Source organism: Shewanella sp. FDAARGOS_354, assembly GCF_002209245.2.
GTDB lineage: Bacteria > Pseudomonadota > Gammaproteobacteria > Enterobacterales > Shewanellaceae > Shewanella > Shewanella xiamenensis.
Genome location: NZ_CP022089.2, coordinates 1,184,719 through 1,201,583, shown reverse-complemented (window position 1 = coordinate 1,201,583; position 16,865 = coordinate 1,184,719). Strand labels below are relative to the sequence as shown.

Genomic DNA, 16,865 nt, shown 5'->3' with positions numbered 1-16,865 from the left:
ATAAACAAGTGGAAGGATAAGGATATGTCGGATAACACTGGTACAGTGAGATTACATCGGGTGTTGCGTGCGCCAGCGGCGTTAGTCTACAAAGCATTTACCGATAAAGCGGCGTTAGAACGTTGATTACCACCTTATGGCTTTGTCGGGGCAATTCATGAGTTTGAGTTGGCTGTCGGTGCAGGGTATTCCATGAGTTTTACCCAATTTGCGACCGGGTACAGTCATTCTTTTAAGGTGACTTATACCGAGCTAATCCCTAATAAACTTATCCGCCATAGCGACCAATTTGATGATGCTAATCTACCCGGGGTGATGCAGGTGACAATTGAACTTGCCGAGGTAGCCTGTGGTACCCGCTTGCAGATAGTACAGGAGGGCATTCCTGCGATTATTCCTGAGGAGATGTGTTATTTAGGCTGGCAAGAGTCACTACTGCAACTTGCGGCTTTGGTGGAAGCGAAGACGGAATGAGGTCGTCAGTCACTGGGTGATATAAAAAGGGTGATATAAAAAAGACGCTTATCTCGAGTAGAGTGAAGCGTCTTTTTTATTGGGTAATTTTATTGGCAAAGGATAAAGCCTTTAAAAAGGCTTAGTACCTAGTACCCGCAGGGCTACGCACTGGCAAGGTTTGCCAGATACTCATCAAACGTCCCTTGAAAGTTCACCAATTTTCTATCACGAATATCAATAATGCGAGTCGCTAACGAAGAAACAAATTCGCGGTCATGGCTGACAAAAATCAGCGTGCCTTCAAAATCTTTGAGGGCATTATTGAGCGCTTCAATTGCTTCCATATCCATATGGTTAGTCGGTTCGTCCATAATGATGACGTTGATATCTTGCATCATTAACTTACCGAAAATTAAACGGTTTTTCTCTCCGCCGGAGCAGTTTTTAGCCTTTTTATTAGCATCATCTTCGGTAAACAGCAAACGACCTAACATGGCGCGTACCATCAAATCGTTATGTTTGGGTTGGCGCCATTGGTCCATCCATTCAATGATAGTCAAGTCATTATCGAAATCGCTGGTACTATCCTGTGGGCAATAGCCGATAGCGGCATTTTCGGACCACTTAATCGTGCCTTCATTATGGATTAATTCATTGACTAAACAGCGTAATAGGGTGGTTTTACCCACACCGTTCTCGCCAATAATTGCTAGTTTTGCGCCAGCTTCGAGAATTAAATCACCACCTTCGAATAAGTTTTCGCCATCAAAACCATGGCCAAGATTTTCTAGCACTAAGGCTTGGCGATGCATTTTCTTGCCAGCAGCAAAACGAATCGATGGGGTAATTCGGCTGGAGGATTTCACTTCATCCAGTTTAATTTTGTCCATGCGTTTGGCGCGCGAGCTGGCTTGTTTTGCCTTAGAAGCGTTGGCACCAAAGCGGTTAACAAAGTCCTGTAATTCTTCAATCTCGGCGCTCTTTTTGGCGTTGCCAGCTAAGAGTTGTTCACGCAACAATGCCGATTGGGCTAAAAAATAGTCATAGTTGCCGGGATAAATACGCAGTTCGCCGTAATCGATATCCGCCATATGGGTACACACTGCATTAAGGAAATGCCTATCGTGGGAGATGATGATCATGGTACATTTGCGTTTATTCAGCTCAGTTTCAAGCCAACTAATGGTATGAATATCTAAGTTGTTGGTCGGTTCGTCGAGTAGCAAGATATCAGGGTTAGCAAACAGCGCTTGGGCTAATAACACCCGCAGTTTCCAACCAGGCGCAACCTGAGACATAGGACCGTAGTGGAAAGACTCTTCGATACCGGCTTCGATCAGGATTTCGCCCGCGCGGCTCTCGGCGCTGTAACCGTCCATCTCGGCAAACTCACTCTCCAAGTCACCCACGCGCATGCCATCTTCTTCGCTCATATCTGACTTGGCGTAGATGGCGTCCCGTTCTTGTTTGATTTTCCACAGCTGGGTATCACCCATAATCACTGCATCGATAACCGTGTATTGCTCAAAGGCGAATTGATCTTGGCTTAGGGTGCCGACTTTTAGGCCTGGGGTGATGGACACGTTGCCTGATGTCGGGGCGAGGGCGCCACTTAAGATCTTCATAAAAGTCGATTTGCCGCAGCCGTTAGCGCCAATCAAACCATAACGGTTGCCGTTGCCAAATTTTGCCGAGATATTTTCAAATAATGGCTCAGGGCCGAATTGCATGGTGATATTTGCGGTAGAGATCAAGGGGATGTCCTAGGAGTTACGTCTTAATAAAAGGCTTAAACCGGCTGCGTTGCTGACAAACGCCGTTGCAACAATCATGCTGATGTCAGCAAAGTCTTGGCCAAGATAATTTGGCCGCGCAGTATAGCGATTTCACGCGCAATATGCGAGTTACAAACAAATCCTTAAAGATAAGAAACTTGCCGATGAAGCCCGTTTAATAAGCATGCAGTGTCTCTTGGCTCCGCGAGGGAAGGGCATCTACGTAAGCGCCTTTATCCTTGAGTGATGCCTGTGATTAGCAGAACCCATTTAAACCTTGGAGTGGTTAATTACTGCTTATTTCCACTATGGGTTCGCCTCGTTTGCCTCCTAAAGCGGGTTTTGCTCACCAAGCGCACAGGTTATTTTGAATTACTATTCACCAATGTGCATATCCTTTAGCGAAATCCCCTAGGTTAGCCTTTTATTTATGCAAATTTTAGAATAAAAAACCGCTTAGGGTTTCAGTGCCTTCTTCACTGTCATGCCCCCTTGATTCAATAATTAGTCTCGTTAGTTGGCATGAGTTGCCGCCGTTGTCTGCTTATCGAAATACTGGTGTTAGCGATTGCGCCTTTATTTTCTTCGAGGCCGATATTTAACTGAATGGTAATAAAACATTGCAATTCTATGTTTGATTTCTGTATCTATTTGTATCGTCAGTAATACAGCTTGTTCGAATAGATATTACCGCATGGTTCACTAGACACTTTTTCCCATGACACACTGTAATAGTGCCATGGTCTTATTTAAAAGATGACACTTATACTGCTATTACCGTAGCAAAATTATGGTTATATGGCTAAATCTATAAAGGTATAAGTGATGCAAGAAGAGAAAATCACAGGTCTCTATTTTGTGGAAGAACAGCAACGTATCTGGATTATCTATACCCTAAGGTATCCAGAACCAATAGATGATGTTGACCTTGAGACATATATGGAGCTGCTTGAGAAAATAAAAAAGACTGATGGAACACGCTATGATTTGTACACCTATCTCCTATCAAAGCAAAACAAGTGCACAGACATTCTCCAATTTCTTAAAACACACACGCACTGAAAATCAACTTTCACAGGAAGATTTATGTTGTTTACTCAGGGAAAAAAGTTGTTTATTTGATGCTTTAGATGCGATTACGATTAGCCGTTGGGAGCGAGGAGTCAATATTCCATCGCTAGCAAAACAGGCAGAAATTGTAGAAATTTTTGGTTCAGAATTATTTGATATTTATCGGCTGGATAAAAGTTTTGTTAGTGAAGGACTCGCCTCGATTAATTTATTTGATTCGAGTGTCGAACGTAGCGAACATCCTTATTATCGTAATAAACCTTATCGTGTCGAATTTATTGATAACCATCATGATAACTTTTTGACCTTACTACAGTTGAGCCTGGTGTATGAGAGTAACCCCCGGCTTTGTTTGAATAATTTCCAATTATCGCAACCCTTTTTTTTGGGATTATCGCTCGTTGTTGCATTTAGTTTTGGTGAGCAGATTGTTGGGCATTGTTTGTTTTGCCGCACGCACGCTAAGGTCTGAAGGATCCCCTCATAAATCAGCCATAGCATAGCCATATTTGAGCAACTGATTGGCGAATAATACCCAGGCCGCCAGCAATTCTTTCTCCGTGATTTGATAATCAGGCCGCCTGAGTACCTCCAATCCCAAGCGAATCGTTGAGAGTACCGTTCGATGCCCAATGGTATTGGCCTGAAAATGCTTATCCCAGCCCTGTTGCTGTGCGTGTAAACCAACTAGCCACAACAGGCATTGAACCATCAACGCTATCAGTAGGATGATGTCGAATCGCTCTGGACTGTTGGTACGACTTTGGCGTAAGCCAAAGCCGTATGCCGGGCTTTTGAGGTCACGAAAGGTTTCCTCTATTTGCATACGTTTGGCGTACAGGTTTACCAGCTGCTTTGGGCTCCGAGATTCTGGTGGTAAATTGCTGGCTAACACCCAAGGCTCTTTCGCCGATGTTGAGTACGTTTTTGCCGATGGATGGTGGCAATTAGTCCTCGTTGAACGCTGATTTGTACGCCCCTTAGGTTTGCTACGATAAAGCGTGAGATGGCAATTGATAGGGTTAGTTTTGGTCAAGGTCTTACAACCCAGGCTCTTCGCTTGACCGTTGGCCAAGTCATGTGTACTGCGAACTGCACGCCAATTTTCAGCGCCAATATCTGCAAATTGAACTGTACCGCGAATACGGCTTAGCCAAAACCAACCATGCGCCTCAACCTCTTTGTACCAAGGCACTTTGAACCCCGCGTCAGTCACGATGAGAGGGGTAACATGCAAAGGTAAAATCTTGGCTAAGTCCGCTAAAAAACCGTTGTGGGAGGCCTTAGAGCATTGTTCTGATAGGGGATAGGACTTCTCATACAGGGTAATAGAGCGGCCATTGAAGGCTATTGAGGCGCGCAGAGCCATGATGCGTTTATGCTCTCGGATGTCTGACCAATCGACGAGCACAATCGGCATAGGGTTACCAGAACAGATGAGGCTGGCATGCCATTGGTAGACAGCTAACCGTTCTTGATGCAGATGCGTGTTGCCGAGCAAACGATCAATGCGCTTGATGTTGTGCTTGGTTCGGGCCGTGGTTGGTAAATTTCGACCTAACTCAGTCAAGGTCAGTGTCTTACATTCAATCAGTGCCTTAGAGGCCAGCATCAAGCTGTTTAATCGTTTTAGGTGAAGTTCTGGGCAGTATTGGTGTAAAGAATGTTGTAGGATATTGGCTTCGCGCATCTTGTTGTCCAAGTGTAGTTTTTAGCGAAACCATTTGATCATGCAACAAGATGCGCTTCCACTCTAATTTGATGATTTATTTGTAAATCATCAGGGGATTCTTCAGCGCTAAGGTCGCGCTCGAATTTATGAATGATGAAGTGGATTTGTTTGAGGTTATTAGTCATAACAGTCAGTCTAGCCCCGATACCTTAATGGTGTTTTCTTCTTTTGGTGTCACACCTCATATTGAAAACTATATGATGTCTGTCTACCTGAATGAAATGGCTTTATGTCGTTCGATAAAGTACTTAAGTTTCAGCATATGTGATGAATCCTTAAAAAGGAAGCTTTCCCAATTCAAGTTACCTATTTTTAAAATTAGAACCTTAGAAAACAATCATAGATCTATAAAGAATTATTCCTTTTTCGCCAGTAGAACCGAAGTCATGGCTAATCGAAATTTGCTGAAATTATCGGTTATTCCTTCGGCTAAGTCTCAGACAATCGATCCTATTTTCTTTATGCAGCTAGAGACCAATATATGAATATACTCATTATTGATGATCAAAAATTTATCCGAGAAACGCTCAAAGCGGATATCAATAAATGTTTAGCCGAAAATGAAATTAATATTTATGAAGCCAGTAATGGCAATCAAGGGATTGATTTAATTATGGGGTTAAATGTATCACTCGATCTCATCATTATCGATTTGAAGATGGATCAGGGCGATGGTATTGCTGTCATCAATATGTTAGCGACAGAGCCTCGGTGGATGTCGATTCCGATTGCCGTGATCAGTTCTTCCGATAAACGAACTCTTGAATTGGTAGACGGTATTATTCATACACTCAGGTTAAACCTATTGGGTGTGTTTGCAAAGCCTGTCAATGCCAGTGATATCTTAATGCCATTGCTTACGACCGACACCGAAGATGTGCCTGAGTCAACTACCCATCGTCATCGAGGTCACCGACATGCAAATATCAACGTTCAACAGTTACTTAAGGATGAACAGTTGATCCTCTGTTACCAGCCAAAGATTAATTTAAAAACCCAAGAAATTACTGGTTTTGAGGTGTTGTCTCGTTTATGTGATCGCCACCATGGTTATATTTATCCCGATGTATTTTTGCCTTTAATCAATCAACAGGGATTAAACAGTATTTTTTCGCGGATGGTGATTTCTCAGGCGTTGCAGTGTTGGCTACGACAGCCTCTACTCACCCCATTTTCATTATCAATCAATATTACGGCAGATGATCTCACCTGTGAGGAGTTAATTGAATACATTATCGAGTCTAGTCGTGCTCATACGGGGATTCACTTAATTTTAGAGTTAACTGAATCACAGGAAATCATTAATCAAGATCGAGTTCTTAATTCGATTGCCAGGCTCATTATTAATAATATTGATATTTCACTGGATGATTTTGGTAAAAGCTATTCGACCTATGATCGTCTTGATGCTATTCCTTTTAAAGAAATAAAAATTGATAAAAGTTTTGTCTCCGATATGGATATCAATCATCAACATTATTTAATTGTTGAGTCGACCATTGCCCTAGCGCAAAAGATGCACGTAAAAGTGGTTGCCGAAGGCGTAGAAACCGCCGCTATTGCCGCTATTTTGACAGCCTTAGGTTGTGATGTAGCACAGGGATATTTGTATAGTCCACCCATTGAAGCTCGTTACCTTATTAACTGGATAGGCCATTATCAAAGTGAGTGTTTAATACATGAATAATCATGGGCTTGAACACCAAGTGAAGCAAGCGTTGTCAGTTTTTTTGGCGCAATATCAACAGCCGCAGCAACAAGTGTTAAGGCGAGCTTTACTCATAGAGCTTGAACGCATGAGTCTGCAACTTATGTCACTCAACGCTGAAGAATGTTTTTCTGACCTTAGGCATGAGTTTTTGGGGATGACGAGTTATCTCGCCTTGGATGAGACGTTGTGTGTTTCAAATTTGGCTTCAGTGTCGGCTTTTAACACCCAGATCCAATTTTTGTTAAATGCCTTAAAGGAGCAAGATAATGGGGAGTAAATATACTTCAAGCATGTACTTGCTTACCGGGTTATTTATTACGCTGATTATTATTTGCTTAACGCTTGCCCATTCAATTAATGAATTTAAAGCGGTTTATCAAAAAAAAGCTCAGGCAGTATTTTCATCATCCCAAGATATGTTTTTACAACACCGTATTATGTTAGATGCATTGCGATCGTTTTTTAATGCTTCCGCTGCGGTGACCACAAAAGAATTTGAAGTATTTGCTAAGGATTTGCTGAAGATCAAATCTGCCGTTGCCTTCACATTAACCCCTGAACTCGAACTGGCGTATATTTCTGATCCATCCATTTTGCCAGAACTTAAGCCATTAACATTAAGTATCATGGACAACGGGAGTTTACACGCCAGGCTAATCAATTATACCCTTTTGACCGTTAAGATTGATGAACCTCAGATGCCTTATTTGATTTATGCCATTTCCCAAAAAAGGATTTTGACGCGTATCGATCAAGAGCAAGATGTATGCATTACGTATCAGTTCGAGCATTCAATTTTACGAAGCGCTTACTGTGATATCCCTGCTGCAACGGGGATTTGGCGCTTATTTGCCTATTCAGATCGTCAGTTTATTACATTGAACGAATATCAGACCCGTTTCAATTTACAGGTTTATTATCAGGTACCTCGAGCGGAAGTGATTGAGCTTTTCGTTATAATCCTATCGATTGCGCTTCTTGGGCTAGCATTTTCGCTACTATGGTTTTTTAAAGCGAAACATCAACAGCTTATTGAACGCATCGAATGTGAAAATCGTTCGAAATTAGCGGTAATGGCCAGTATTAATCATGAGATCCGTACGCCAATAAATGCGTTGCTTGGTTATAGCCGGATGCTCAAGAAAACTCTTTCAATACCATCCGAGCGAGCGCAGCAGGGCACATCAAAACAGGAGCTAAGCCATATTGTCGATAAAATGATCTGGTCAGCAAATTTGCTTTATTCGGTTGCTGAAAACACATTAAATTACAGTAAGGCTGAAGTTGGAAAACTCACATTAGATCAGCATGCGATTAACCTCAGAGAATATGTTGGTCGCATTCAGCCGTCATTCCGCAGCTAATTCCAGAATTTAAATAGTGTGATCTGGCGATCAGCTTTTCATAAAAACTACGACACCATCTTGACCGCGATCGACAGTTTTGATCTATTACTGCTATTTGACGGTCTCAAAATATGTCTACCCATCCTGTTATTAAACGCTTAGATCACCTTGGTCTCATTGCCGCCTTTTGTCACGAAATTGGCCTGCCACGGATGATAGATGCCGTTATCCCAAAATATTCTGACCACAATGTTTCTCATGGTGACGCGGTATTGGCCATGCTCCTAAATGGACTTGGCTTTCATAGCAGAACACTGCACATGTTCTCGGACTTTTTTAAGACCAAGCCTGTATCTAAGCTACTCGCCAAAGACATTGAAGCACACCACCTGACTGATGATGTACTAGGCCGCACATTAGATGCTCTATACGAAGCCGATGTCTCAGCGCTCTATCAGGTTATTGCTGAGCGTGTTGTTGATAAACTGGGCTTGACGACCGATTCTGTTCATCTTGATATCACTAGCTTCCACGTTGATGGTGAGTATGCACAAGATGAAAACACCAACGTGATTAAGCTTGTAAGAGGTTATAGTCGGGATCATAGGCCAGAGCTTAACCAAGTCGTGCTTGAACTCATCTGTGAAAACCAAGCAGGTATTCCTGTTTACATGCAAGCACTGAGTGGTAACACCAATGATGCCAAGGCATTCGCTGAAGTCACTAAAAGACACATACATTGCCTAAAAGCCGCGCAAAATAGTCGTTACTTTATCGCTGATGCCGCTTTGTACACCGAAGAAAGCATCTCCTCGCTAGATGAGCAAAATCAAAAATTCATTACCCGTGTCCCCATGACCATCAAGCTCGCAAAACAAGCACTACTTGCGCTAGAGCCAGAGCAATTAAGCACTATCGGTCATGGCTACTCAGGATGTTGGATAGACTCGGATTACGGAAAGGTCAATCAACGTTGGTTGCTCGTTCACAGTGAACAGGCCACCAAGCGGGAAGAAATCACTTTCTTCAAGAACTTAGAGAAAAACATAGCAAAAGAAATCAAAGCGTTGGAAAAGCTAAGTAAAAAACCATTCGCTTGTGAAGTTGACGCAGAATTAGCGTTTAACGATTTCAAGAAACAATGTGACTTACTTGGGTTTGAACAAGGCACTCTCATCAAACAGCCGACTTACTCTCATTCGGGCCGCCCAAAGACAGATGAAGCACCGACAGGATACCAATACTTTATCGAAGCCGCCCCCTTCACCGACCTAGAAAAAGTAAAACTGGCTAAGCTCAAAGTAGGCATGTTTATCCTCGCGACGAATGACACCGACAATGAAGCACTCACCATGGCGGCTCTTCTAGCACATTACAAATCGCAACAAAAAGTCGAGCGCGGCTTCCGTTTTCTAAAAAGCCCTGAGTTTTTAACCTCTTCCATCTTCTTGAAAAAGCCTGAGCGCATTGAAGCGTTGCTAATGATAATGACGTTGAGCTTGCTTGTTTACGCTAGTTTAGAACACAAAATCAGAGAACAACTCGCACAAACCGAAGCGTTCTTCCCAAGTATGGTAAAGAACAAGACGACCTCCAGACCGACGGCACGTTGGGTCTTCTTGCAATTCGAAGGCATAGATACGCTAGAGATTAACGGCCAAAGGTTCATCACTGGACTTCAAGATCACCAAACACAACTACTCAAATTACTCGGTAGATTCTATGAGGTAGTTTATTCCTAAATTAGCTGCGGAATGTCGGATTCAGGAATACTATCAAGCTTTCAATACTACTTCGGGTAAAACCCTCACGGTGTCGGTGAGTGATAGGTTACCTGACTTGCTTAAGCTTGATGGCACTAAGCTATTCCAACTTGTCACCAATATTATTAATAATGCTTTTAAATACAGTACTGGTGAGCAGGTACACTGTTATATGGATTTACATCCTTCATTTAATCAAGCTTCAGCTTCACCTATGTTGAGGGTGTTGATCCGTGATTTTGGTGAAGGTATGCCTATGCAGGCAAAGCGGGCGTTAGATAGTCCCTTTATTTATCAATCACTGTCCAGCTCCTATGGTATTTCGGGAATAGGGCTTGGGCTTTATACCTGTAAGCGATTATTGGAGCAGATTGGCGGTAAATTACGGATACGCAGTCAGCAAGGACGAGGAACCACGGTATTAATGCACTTTCCGTGTCAGTTTTATCACCAGAAGCAGGAGCCAATACACCGTTATACCCAGCAACCATTACTATTAGTGGACGATAATCTGTTTAATCTTGAGATTTGCCGTGGAGCGCTCGAGTCCCATTTTGCTCAAATCCACTGTACAGATCAGGCTGAATCGGCGTTAAGGCTATTTAAAACGCTGCGGCCACCATTGGTGATTGTCGATTATCGGTTAAAGGAGACTGACGGATTAGTGTTAATCCAACAAATGCGCCAGCTTATCATTGAGATGGATGATAGTACTTGGGAATGCCAGTATTTTCTGCTTTCAGCCAATGATAGTGATGAGATCCCAGCACTTGGGCGATTTCCCGATGTGGTCTTTATCCAAAAGCCCTTTAGTTTAGAAGTATTTTTGAGCAAATTAGCGGCAATTACGCCAGTATAGGATAGCTACTGGAACACTATAAATACATTCGGCTTTCACATAGAATGGCCTTTATACATACTTAACCGACGATTCTAACGGATTGTGCTAATCCATAAGCAATACCACCGTCATGGCCCCGATTATCGCTTTGGGGAGCAAATGACTTTTCTCGACGTGAAACAAACCTTTGGCTTTAGTCATGTGCGCGTAGGGCGTTGGGTTACGCGGGAAGAATCCTTAATTGCCGCGAATTTAGTGTTTGATTCGCTGGCAGACCTTGCCTTTATCCTGCATTTACCGCCCTTAACCTTAGGGCTAAGGCAAACCTTAAGCCTTGCTTTTGGTCATGGCGGGCAAAAGGGTGTGCAGGCCCATTATGCGCCAGCAGCTAGAGAGCTGGCATTGGCAAAAAATGCCGGCGCTGGCGCCTTGGCCCATGAATTTTGGCATGCGTTTGACCATTATGTGGCGCCTAAGGCGTTTTCGCGAACCACGGGACGTTTTAAGTGCGCCAGCGATTTATGGCTTGCTGATCTGCCGCTCATTGATCATCCGTTAAATCAACGTTTAGCCGAAATTTTTCGAGTGACATTACTCTCTGATGACAATCTAGCGCCGAGCGATTATGTACGCCGCGCAATAGCATTAGATAAGCGTTATGGTGCGCAGTATTTTGCTAAACCCACCGAAATGATGGCTCGGGCCTTTGAAGCGTGTATCGAATCCTATCAAGGGATCCAAAATCCGTATTTGGTGTCTGGCACACGTTACTCTGCGCTGGCAAAGGAAGGAGCTTATCCCGATGAATCACATAGACAACGTATCTTTAATGCCTTGATAGCCTACTTTGAGCCATTAGGCATAGCGTTAGGGAAAGTAGGATAAGCGAACAGTGTTAATCGGCGAGTTGCTGCTGGCAGTAGGCAAGTTGGTGGCGAATGGGATCGAGCCATTGTGAGGCGTGGTAATCCATTAAATACCAAGGGCTGAGCTGTGTTTCGGGCTGATGATTAAAAAACAGCGACTCACATGCGATGAGTTTAGCTTTATCCGCATACTGCAACCAAATCGCACTGGGAATGCAGGCTAACTCGGCTAAATGCTGCCGAACTCCTTGCTTGGTATCCTCATTTACACACTCAATGAGGCGATATTGTCTCAATAAATCCAGTTTGATAAAGGGATCTTCACTTTCACTGATAAAGTTTACTTGGTGTGTTGCCTCCGTTGTTTGCTCCCAAGGTTTCAGCGTAAATTCAGCCCAGTCTAAGCGATCACAGAGTAGGGCTTTAGCGATTCTTCTTTCCCCTAACCAGTTATGAACCATGCAGGGGAGATGGACCGTCTCGGGCAGTTCAACACTGCGCCGTAAGCTGGGCAGTAGCGACATGCGCTGAACTTGTAGTTGTTGTGCCAAGGTCATCATAAGAACGATCGCCGTTAAGCCAGATGATGGCCAGCAACCGAGAGTTGCAGTGAGATCGGTGGCGACTTGGGTTAATGCTTTCGCCAGTTGCACACCTTGGGGATGACCTTGTACTTCAAAAGCATATTGCGATTCGGCAAAGCCACCATTGGCAATCGTAACCACATGACCATGGGGCGTGAAATGCTGCGGACATTGCGTACCATTAAAAATAAAGGTGAGACCTTTCGCGGCAGGTTGCCATTCCCCTGACGCATTGCCAATGATGGTGGCTTGCTCAAGCTTGAGTTGCTCGGCAAGTGCTTTAAGGGAAATCCTAGGTTGCGGCTTAGCCAATTGACGGTGCATATGCGTATGTGGCTGAGGCGCATCGGCTAAGGGGTGTGAATAGGGCATACTCGCAAGGACTCTCTAAAGCAAAGAGGGCTAGTGTACTGGATCTTCTGTGCTGACTAAAGAATTATTGCCTACAAGCTATCGATAAAATAATTAATAAAATTTTATAATAACAGTACGTTACACTGTTTTGTTTATCAGTATTACTTACTCACTAATCATCATAAACACAGGTATCTCAGCAAGAAACCTATACCAATTGCTCCAGAGTTTCATCTAGACGCGCCTTCGACAGGCTAAGGAATATATGTCGATTTTAATCGGTGGTAATCAGCAGCATGCTATAAACATTTTCATTTAAACCTATCTCGATTCATCCATCCTAAGCGCTGCTTGAGTTGAATATCCAGAGGTTGGCCGTCCTCAAATGTGTGACTGATCTTGTAAATATAGTAGATTCCCCATATGTCGTATTGATAATAATTCGTATTAACTTTACACTGACAGGATTTTAAAAGAGGTAGGAACAACTCCCCATGGCGAAAATAAGTAATCGCTTCTGGTTTATGTTACACGGCTGGGTATCATTGCCCATCTGGATTTTATTCAGTTTCATCTGCTTAACGGGCACGGTTGCAGTACTTAGTCATGAACTGACTTGGCTGACTAACCCTGCAGCCCGTGCGACCAATCCGAATGAGCTACCCGCTAAACCTGTTGATGAATTAATGCTGGTGGTGGAAAAGGCCTATCCGAATGCGCAAGTCATGGGAGCGATGACCTTTGAGCCTTATATAGTCAATGCCATTACTTTTACCGATGCCGATAAGCCTTATGCTATCGCCTATGTGAATCAATATACGGGTGAGATCCAGCAGATCAACGAAGGCATCACTTTTATCGGCTTTATGCGTTCATTACATGGTTGGCTGTTGTTTCCGTGGCAAGGCGGTTATAGCTTGGGGTATTACCTAGTGTGCTCTATGGCGCTCTTGATGCTTGCCTCATTAGTGACAGGGCTCATTGTGTACAAACGCTTTTGGCGCAGCTTTTTTGCGCCTAAATTACGTCTAACGCAAGGAAAGAAGACCTTGTTGTCGGATCTGCATAAGTTATCGGGTGTTTGGTCGATTTGGTTTATCGCGATAATGAGCCTCACCGGGCTTTGGTATTTAGTCCAAGCTATCTTCTGGCATGCGGATATTGATATCGAGCCCCATGCACCATTGATTGCTGCCGAGCAAGTGCCGCTAGTACAGGCTGGCGATTCAAAAGTGCCAAGCGCCAATGTCTCTTTTACCGAGGCTTTAAGTTTAGCCAAACAGCGCTTCCCCGATTTTCAACCAAGTTATGTGATGCTGCCTGAGCATCAACGGGATATGTATCATTTAAGCGGCAGCGGCGATCATATTTTTTATGATCAATATTCCTATAATCTGAGCATTAATCCATGGACCGGCGAAATCGCCAGTGTCAGCTCGCCAGAAACCATGACAGGCATGCAAACCTTAATGCATATTGCTGATCCGCTGCATTACGGCACCTTGGGAGGGATTTGGACTAAGTTCATTTGGTTCTTTTTTGGTCTGGTGCTTTCTGGGATGTCAATCACTGGTTTTATGATGTGGGGATTGCGCCATGTTCGCGCCTTTAAACAGGCCGAAACCACAGATTTGGCCGCAGATATGATTGGGGAGGCTCGCTAATGGCAAAATCAGTATTTTGGTTAAAGCATAAATACAAGCTCAGTGGCTTGATTTTAATCTTACCCTTAGTGTTCCTCTATCAGTCGCTTAGCCCGAGTTTTCCACCCGCTTGGCCGAGTCAGCAACTAGGGGAGTTTAAGATTGCGCCTATGCCGTTAGATTTAAAGTCGCCCTATAAACACCACGATGATTACGTTAAAGATTTTATGTTGATCTTTGAACAGGGAGATGTGGCCCATATTCGTCAAGCTTATGCTAATATTGGCCCAGTGGCACTGCCATTAGAAGCCCTACAAAAAGGTGAAAATGGGGTGTTACATGGCAGCAAACATGGCCAGCATGTGCATGCGATTACGGGCGCTAAGTTAGCGGCAACGGACAGCTTGTGGGTGTCGATTCAAAATTGGCAGGGCGAATGGTTGGTTAGCCAATGGCCCGTGCCCGAGGCGGTGTTAGTTCAGTAATACCGCTAGCAAATTGTTTGCAGTAAACTAGCCCTCAGGTGCAAACTGTGCCTGAGGGTTATTTTTATCGGGTAGGTTTTACTGCATAGGATGTGATATGGAATTTACTGAAACAGAACTCGCGTTAATCGCGGCCGCAACACAAAAAGTGCAAATGGCGCAGCGGGTGCGGATGGGGGTGATTATTTTGCTTATCTTAACCTCAGATCTGGTTAAGCCAGCACTAAATTAGAGCTATCTAACAGTTCAAGCTCCTGAGCTGTTAGATTTAACGATGGCTTTTCTTCTTTTAAACAATATGCAATCAATCCACCAAGTAGATTGAGCATGAACCCATGCTCGCTGCGGTGTCTTGAGTGTTCAATATAGGAAATGTTCTTCAATTGGTCATTCACTGTTTCAATGATGAATCGCTTTTTTAAGATTGCTCTATCCCATAGAGAAATAAACTTTTTCTTCATGTTCTTACGAACTGTGGTGATTAACTCAACGCCCTTTTCCAAAAGCTCACCTGTTAGGGCTTGGCTAATATAGCCTTTATCACCATAAAGCTTACCAAAAAGAGACTCAGCCATTTCACTGACAGGTTGCCTGTCATCGACATTACCTTTCGTCAGTTTTAACGCTACAATTTCACCCAAGTGATTGATAATAAGATGCAGTTTAAATCCAAACGACCAGCCCATAGTTCCCTTTCCATGTTCGGCAATGCCTTCAAAAACCTTATTTCGCTTCGCTCGAATAATATGACAGACTTCAATTTTAGTGGAGTCGACAAACTGAATTCCCGTTGGCTTTCCAAGCTTTGAAGTCAGATAGCTACACATAGGGACAACGACGCTAGGCATTAATGCAAGGAAACGAGTGTAGCTCAACAACTCTGGAAAATAGGGTTTTAGCTGGCGACAAACATAGTGCAGATAATAATTTTTGAAATCTCGGTAATGTGATTGATGGAAATGAATGATAATGGTCATCACTTCTGCGGGAGAAAGGCGACAAGGTCTATTACGCTTCATTTCACCATTATCAAGCAATAAGCGTTGCCAATGTGGGATAAATAACTGACAGAAATCATCGACATCACAGTAAGTTTCAACTAGTTTGTTCATGCTCGTTCCTTTTTCTAATCACTCTTGGTCGAATGATCGGATCAGGGAACGAGCATTTAGTTCCTTTTGGGAGCTAAATTCTTATCCGAAGCTCAGGTTATCTTAGGTACGTTCACGTTGCTGGCAGGATTTTGGCGTCACCCTTACGCGATTTATATTGCCTTTGCGCTGGTGGTCTTTGCGGTCGCGCTACCTCAGTTTGGCCAAGGGCCCAAATATGAAGAATTGCTAGCTCTATTGCAGCAAAAAGCCGCTCAAGCAAAATGATTAATCTGCATCAAAGTGCTAAGAACGGTGCTAACAACAGCGCTAATAACAAAAGGGCTTTCAGCAAAATATTCTCGAACCTGAAAGTATTCTCTAGCCTAAAAGCCCTTGTTACTTGTTCATTCCGTTAGTTAAAGCGCTTAACGAAAGCCATATGGCGCCCTTATTCTTCGGGGTAGACCTTTTCTTTAAATTCGCAAAGATCCTCAATAATGCAGCTGCCGCAGCGGGGTTTGCGGGCAAGGCAAGTATAACGACCATGCAGAATAAACCAGTGGTGCACATCGACCTTAAATTCAGCGGGAACAACCTTTAACATACGCTCCTCGACGCCGACCACGTTTTTACCTGGGGCGAATTTAGTGCGGTTTGCGAGGCGAAAGATATGGGTGTCGACGGCGATGGTTGGCCAGCCAAAGGCGGTATTGAGCACCACGTTGGCGGTTTTGCGGCCGACACCGGGAAGCGACTCTAGCGCTTCTCTGTCCTCTGGGACTTCGCCATTGTATTTTTCAATCAAGATCTCACAGGTTTTAATCACATTGATAGCCTTGTTGTTATACAGGCCAATCGTCTTGATATATTCCTTTAATCCTTCCACGCCTAAGGCATAAATGCTGTGGGCGGTATTGGCCACCGGAAACAGTTTATCGGTCGCCTTATTCACGCTCACATCAGTTGCTTGTGCCGACAAGGTCACCGCCACCAGTAATTCAAAGGGACTGGAGAAATTCAGCTCAGTTTCGGGTTTGGGATTGTTTTCACGTAGGCGGGTGAGGATTTGGATGCGTTTTTGTTGATTCATAGTGATCCTTGTCAGTAGTGGGTTTAACGTTAAACCCACTACTTAAGCTGTTAT

At 43.7% G+C, this 16,865-nt stretch carries 18 protein-coding genes; 13 read left to right on the top strand and 5 right to left on the bottom strand.

Annotated features, from left to right (window positions below; translation table 11 throughout):
- The first annotated feature begins 192 nt into the window (after positions 1–192).
- The gene (locus CEQ32_RS05505) at positions 193–474 is read left to right on the top strand and encodes an SRPBCC domain-containing protein (protein WP_264291152.1); all 282 of its coding nucleotides are present in this window, start codon (positions 193–195) and stop codon (positions 472–474) included.
- A 143-nt stretch (positions 475–617) separates the two neighbouring features.
- On the opposite strand, the gene CEQ32_RS05500 is transcribed toward CEQ32_RS05505, so the two are convergent.
- Positions 618–2,210 (bottom strand): ABC-F family ATPase, encoded by a 1,593-nt coding sequence (locus tag CEQ32_RS05500; protein WP_088585657.1) that lies wholly within the window; start codon positions 2,208–2,210, stop codon positions 618–620.
- Between the two features lie 991 nt (positions 2,211–3,201).
- Between CEQ32_RS05500 and CEQ32_RS05495 the strand changes: the two genes are divergently transcribed.
- The gene (locus CEQ32_RS05495) at positions 3,202–3,774 is read left to right on the top strand and encodes a helix-turn-helix transcriptional regulator (RefSeq protein ID WP_226871873.1); all 573 of its coding nucleotides are present in this window, start codon (positions 3,202–3,204) and stop codon (positions 3,772–3,774) included.
- A 9-nt stretch (positions 3,775–3,783) separates the two neighbouring features.
- On the opposite strand, the gene CEQ32_RS05490 is transcribed toward CEQ32_RS05495, so the two are convergent.
- On the bottom strand, positions 3,784–4,992 hold the full coding sequence (locus CEQ32_RS05490) for an IS4-like element IS10A family transposase (protein ID WP_001206290.1): 1,209 nt from the start codon (positions 4,990–4,992) through the stop codon (positions 3,784–3,786).
- Between the two features lie 128 nt (positions 4,993–5,120).
- Between CEQ32_RS05490 and CEQ32_RS05485 the strand changes: the two genes are divergently transcribed.
- The 7 genes from CEQ32_RS05485 (at position 5,121) to CEQ32_RS05455 (ending at position 11,580) form a co-directional block, all read left to right on the top strand.
- A complete protein-coding gene (locus CEQ32_RS05485) occupies positions 5,121–5,519 on the top strand; it encodes a hypothetical protein (protein WP_226871872.1) in 399 nt (132 codons plus the stop codon).
- Positions 5,516–6,721, top strand: coding sequence for an EAL domain-containing response regulator (locus CEQ32_RS05480; RefSeq protein ID WP_088585656.1), 1,206 nt, complete (start codon positions 5,516–5,518; stop codon positions 6,719–6,721). Before CEQ32_RS05485 ends, CEQ32_RS05480 begins: the two co-directional genes overlap by 4 nt.
- A complete protein-coding gene (locus tag CEQ32_RS05475) occupies positions 6,714–7,022 on the top strand; it encodes a hypothetical protein (RefSeq protein ID WP_088585655.1) in 309 nt (102 codons plus the stop codon). The genes CEQ32_RS05480 and CEQ32_RS05475 overlap by 8 nt, the downstream gene beginning before the upstream one ends.
- On the top strand, positions 7,012–8,109 hold the full coding sequence (locus tag CEQ32_RS05470) for a sensor histidine kinase (RefSeq protein WP_088585654.1): 1,098 nt from the start codon (positions 7,012–7,014) through the stop codon (positions 8,107–8,109). Before CEQ32_RS05475 ends, CEQ32_RS05470 begins: the two co-directional genes overlap by 11 nt.
- 113 nt (positions 8,110–8,222) lie before the next feature.
- On the top strand, positions 8,223–9,833 hold the full coding sequence (locus CEQ32_RS05465; protein WP_011787758.1) for an IS1634-like element ISSpu7 family transposase: 1,611 nt from the start codon (positions 8,223–8,225) through the stop codon (positions 9,831–9,833).
- 76 nt (positions 9,834–9,909) lie between these two features.
- Complete coding sequence (locus CEQ32_RS05460; RefSeq protein ID WP_226871871.1) at positions 9,910–10,713, top strand: hybrid sensor histidine kinase/response regulator; 804 nt, start codon at positions 9,910–9,912, stop codon at positions 10,711–10,713.
- Between the two features lie 84 nt (positions 10,714–10,797).
- Complete coding sequence (locus CEQ32_RS05455; RefSeq protein WP_088585652.1) at positions 10,798–11,580, top strand: CLCA_X family protein; 783 nt, start codon at positions 10,798–10,800, stop codon at positions 11,578–11,580.
- Positions 11,581–11,590: 10 nt separating this feature from the next.
- On the opposite strand, the gene CEQ32_RS05450 is transcribed toward CEQ32_RS05455, so the two are convergent.
- Entirely contained in the window at positions 11,591–12,517 is a 927-nt protein-coding gene (locus CEQ32_RS05450; protein WP_088585651.1) for a hypothetical protein, read from the bottom strand.
- Positions 12,518–12,993: 476 nt separating this feature from the next.
- Between CEQ32_RS05450 and CEQ32_RS05445 the strand changes: the two genes are divergently transcribed.
- The 3 genes from CEQ32_RS05445 (at position 12,994) to CEQ32_RS23190 (ending at position 14,859) form a co-directional block, all read left to right on the top strand.
- Positions 12,994–14,163, top strand: coding sequence for a PepSY-associated TM helix domain-containing protein (locus CEQ32_RS05445; protein WP_088585650.1), 1,170 nt, complete (start codon positions 12,994–12,996; stop codon positions 14,161–14,163).
- Positions 14,163–14,627 carry a hypothetical protein gene (locus CEQ32_RS05440; protein ID WP_088585649.1) on the top strand — a complete coding sequence of 155 codons (465 nt, stop codon included), beginning with the start codon at positions 14,163–14,165 and terminating at the stop codon, positions 14,625–14,627. The genes CEQ32_RS05445 and CEQ32_RS05440 overlap by 1 nt, the downstream gene beginning before the upstream one ends.
- A 97-nt stretch (positions 14,628–14,724) precedes the next feature.
- On the top strand, positions 14,725–14,859 hold the full coding sequence (locus tag CEQ32_RS23190) for a hypothetical protein (protein WP_264291151.1): 135 nt from the start codon (positions 14,725–14,727) through the stop codon (positions 14,857–14,859).
- On the opposite strand, the gene CEQ32_RS05435 is transcribed toward CEQ32_RS23190, so the two are convergent.
- Positions 14,840–15,739 (bottom strand): IS982 family transposase, encoded by a 900-nt coding sequence (locus CEQ32_RS05435; RefSeq protein WP_088585327.1) that lies wholly within the window; start codon positions 15,737–15,739, stop codon positions 14,840–14,842. The two genes, CEQ32_RS23190 and CEQ32_RS05435, sit on opposite strands and share 20 nt — an antisense overlap.
- 66 nt (positions 15,740–15,805) lie before the next feature.
- On the opposite strand from CEQ32_RS05435, the gene CEQ32_RS05430 reads away from it, so the two are divergent.
- Positions 15,806–16,006: a hypothetical protein gene (locus CEQ32_RS05430; protein WP_122040741.1), complete on the top strand. Its 201-nt coding sequence runs from the start codon at positions 15,806–15,808 to the stop codon at positions 16,004–16,006.
- Between the two features lie 163 nt (positions 16,007–16,169).
- On the opposite strand, the gene nth is transcribed toward CEQ32_RS05430, so the two are convergent.
- Positions 16,170–16,811, bottom strand: coding sequence for an endonuclease III (nth, locus tag CEQ32_RS05425; RefSeq protein ID WP_088585648.1), 642 nt, complete (start codon positions 16,809–16,811; stop codon positions 16,170–16,172).
- Between the last annotated feature and the right edge of the window lie 54 nt (positions 16,812–16,865).

What these genes read in the sequence shown, in the direction of transcription:
- CEQ32_RS05465 (WP_011787758.1), top strand. Translation starts at nt 8,223, where the DNA reads ATGTCTACCCATCCTGTTATTAAACGCTTAGATCACCTTGGTCTCATT.
- CEQ32_RS05435 (WP_088585327.1), bottom strand. Translation starts at nt 15,739, where the DNA reads ATGAACAAACTAGTTGAAACTTACTGTGATGTCGATGATTTCTGTCAG.
- CEQ32_RS05440 (WP_088585649.1), top strand. Translation starts at nt 14,163, where the DNA reads ATGGCAAAATCAGTATTTTGGTTAAAGCATAAATACAAGCTCAGTGGC.
- CEQ32_RS05470 (WP_088585654.1), top strand. Translation starts at nt 7,012, where the DNA reads ATGGGGAGTAAATATACTTCAAGCATGTACTTGCTTACCGGGTTATTT.
- CEQ32_RS05485 (WP_226871872.1), top strand. Translation starts at nt 5,121, where the DNA reads ATGAATGATGAAGTGGATTTGTTTGAGGTTATTAGTCATAACAGTCAG.
- CEQ32_RS05490 (WP_001206290.1), bottom strand. Translation starts at nt 4,992, where the DNA reads ATGCGCGAAGCCAATATCCTACAACATTCTTTACACCAATACTGCCCA.
- nth (WP_088585648.1), bottom strand. Translation starts at nt 16,811, where the DNA reads ATGAATCAACAAAAACGCATCCAAATCCTCACCCGCCTACGTGAAAAC.
- CEQ32_RS05505 (WP_264291152.1), top strand. Translation starts at nt 193, where the DNA reads ATGAGTTTTACCCAATTTGCGACCGGGTACAGTCATTCTTTTAAGGTG.
- CEQ32_RS05495 (WP_226871873.1), top strand. Translation starts at nt 3,202, where the DNA reads ATGGAACACGCTATGATTTGTACACCTATCTCCTATCAAAGCAAAACA.
- CEQ32_RS23190 (WP_264291151.1), top strand. Translation starts at nt 14,725, where the DNA reads ATGGAATTTACTGAAACAGAACTCGCGTTAATCGCGGCCGCAACACAA.
- CEQ32_RS05450 (WP_088585651.1), bottom strand. Translation starts at nt 12,517, where the DNA reads ATGCCCTATTCACACCCCTTAGCCGATGCGCCTCAGCCACATACGCAT.
- CEQ32_RS05445 (WP_088585650.1), top strand. Translation starts at nt 12,994, where the DNA reads ATGGCGAAAATAAGTAATCGCTTCTGGTTTATGTTACACGGCTGGGTA.
- CEQ32_RS05480 (WP_088585656.1), top strand. Translation starts at nt 5,516, where the DNA reads ATGAATATACTCATTATTGATGATCAAAAATTTATCCGAGAAACGCTC.
- CEQ32_RS05475 (WP_088585655.1), top strand. Translation starts at nt 6,714, where the DNA reads ATGAATAATCATGGGCTTGAACACCAAGTGAAGCAAGCGTTGTCAGTT.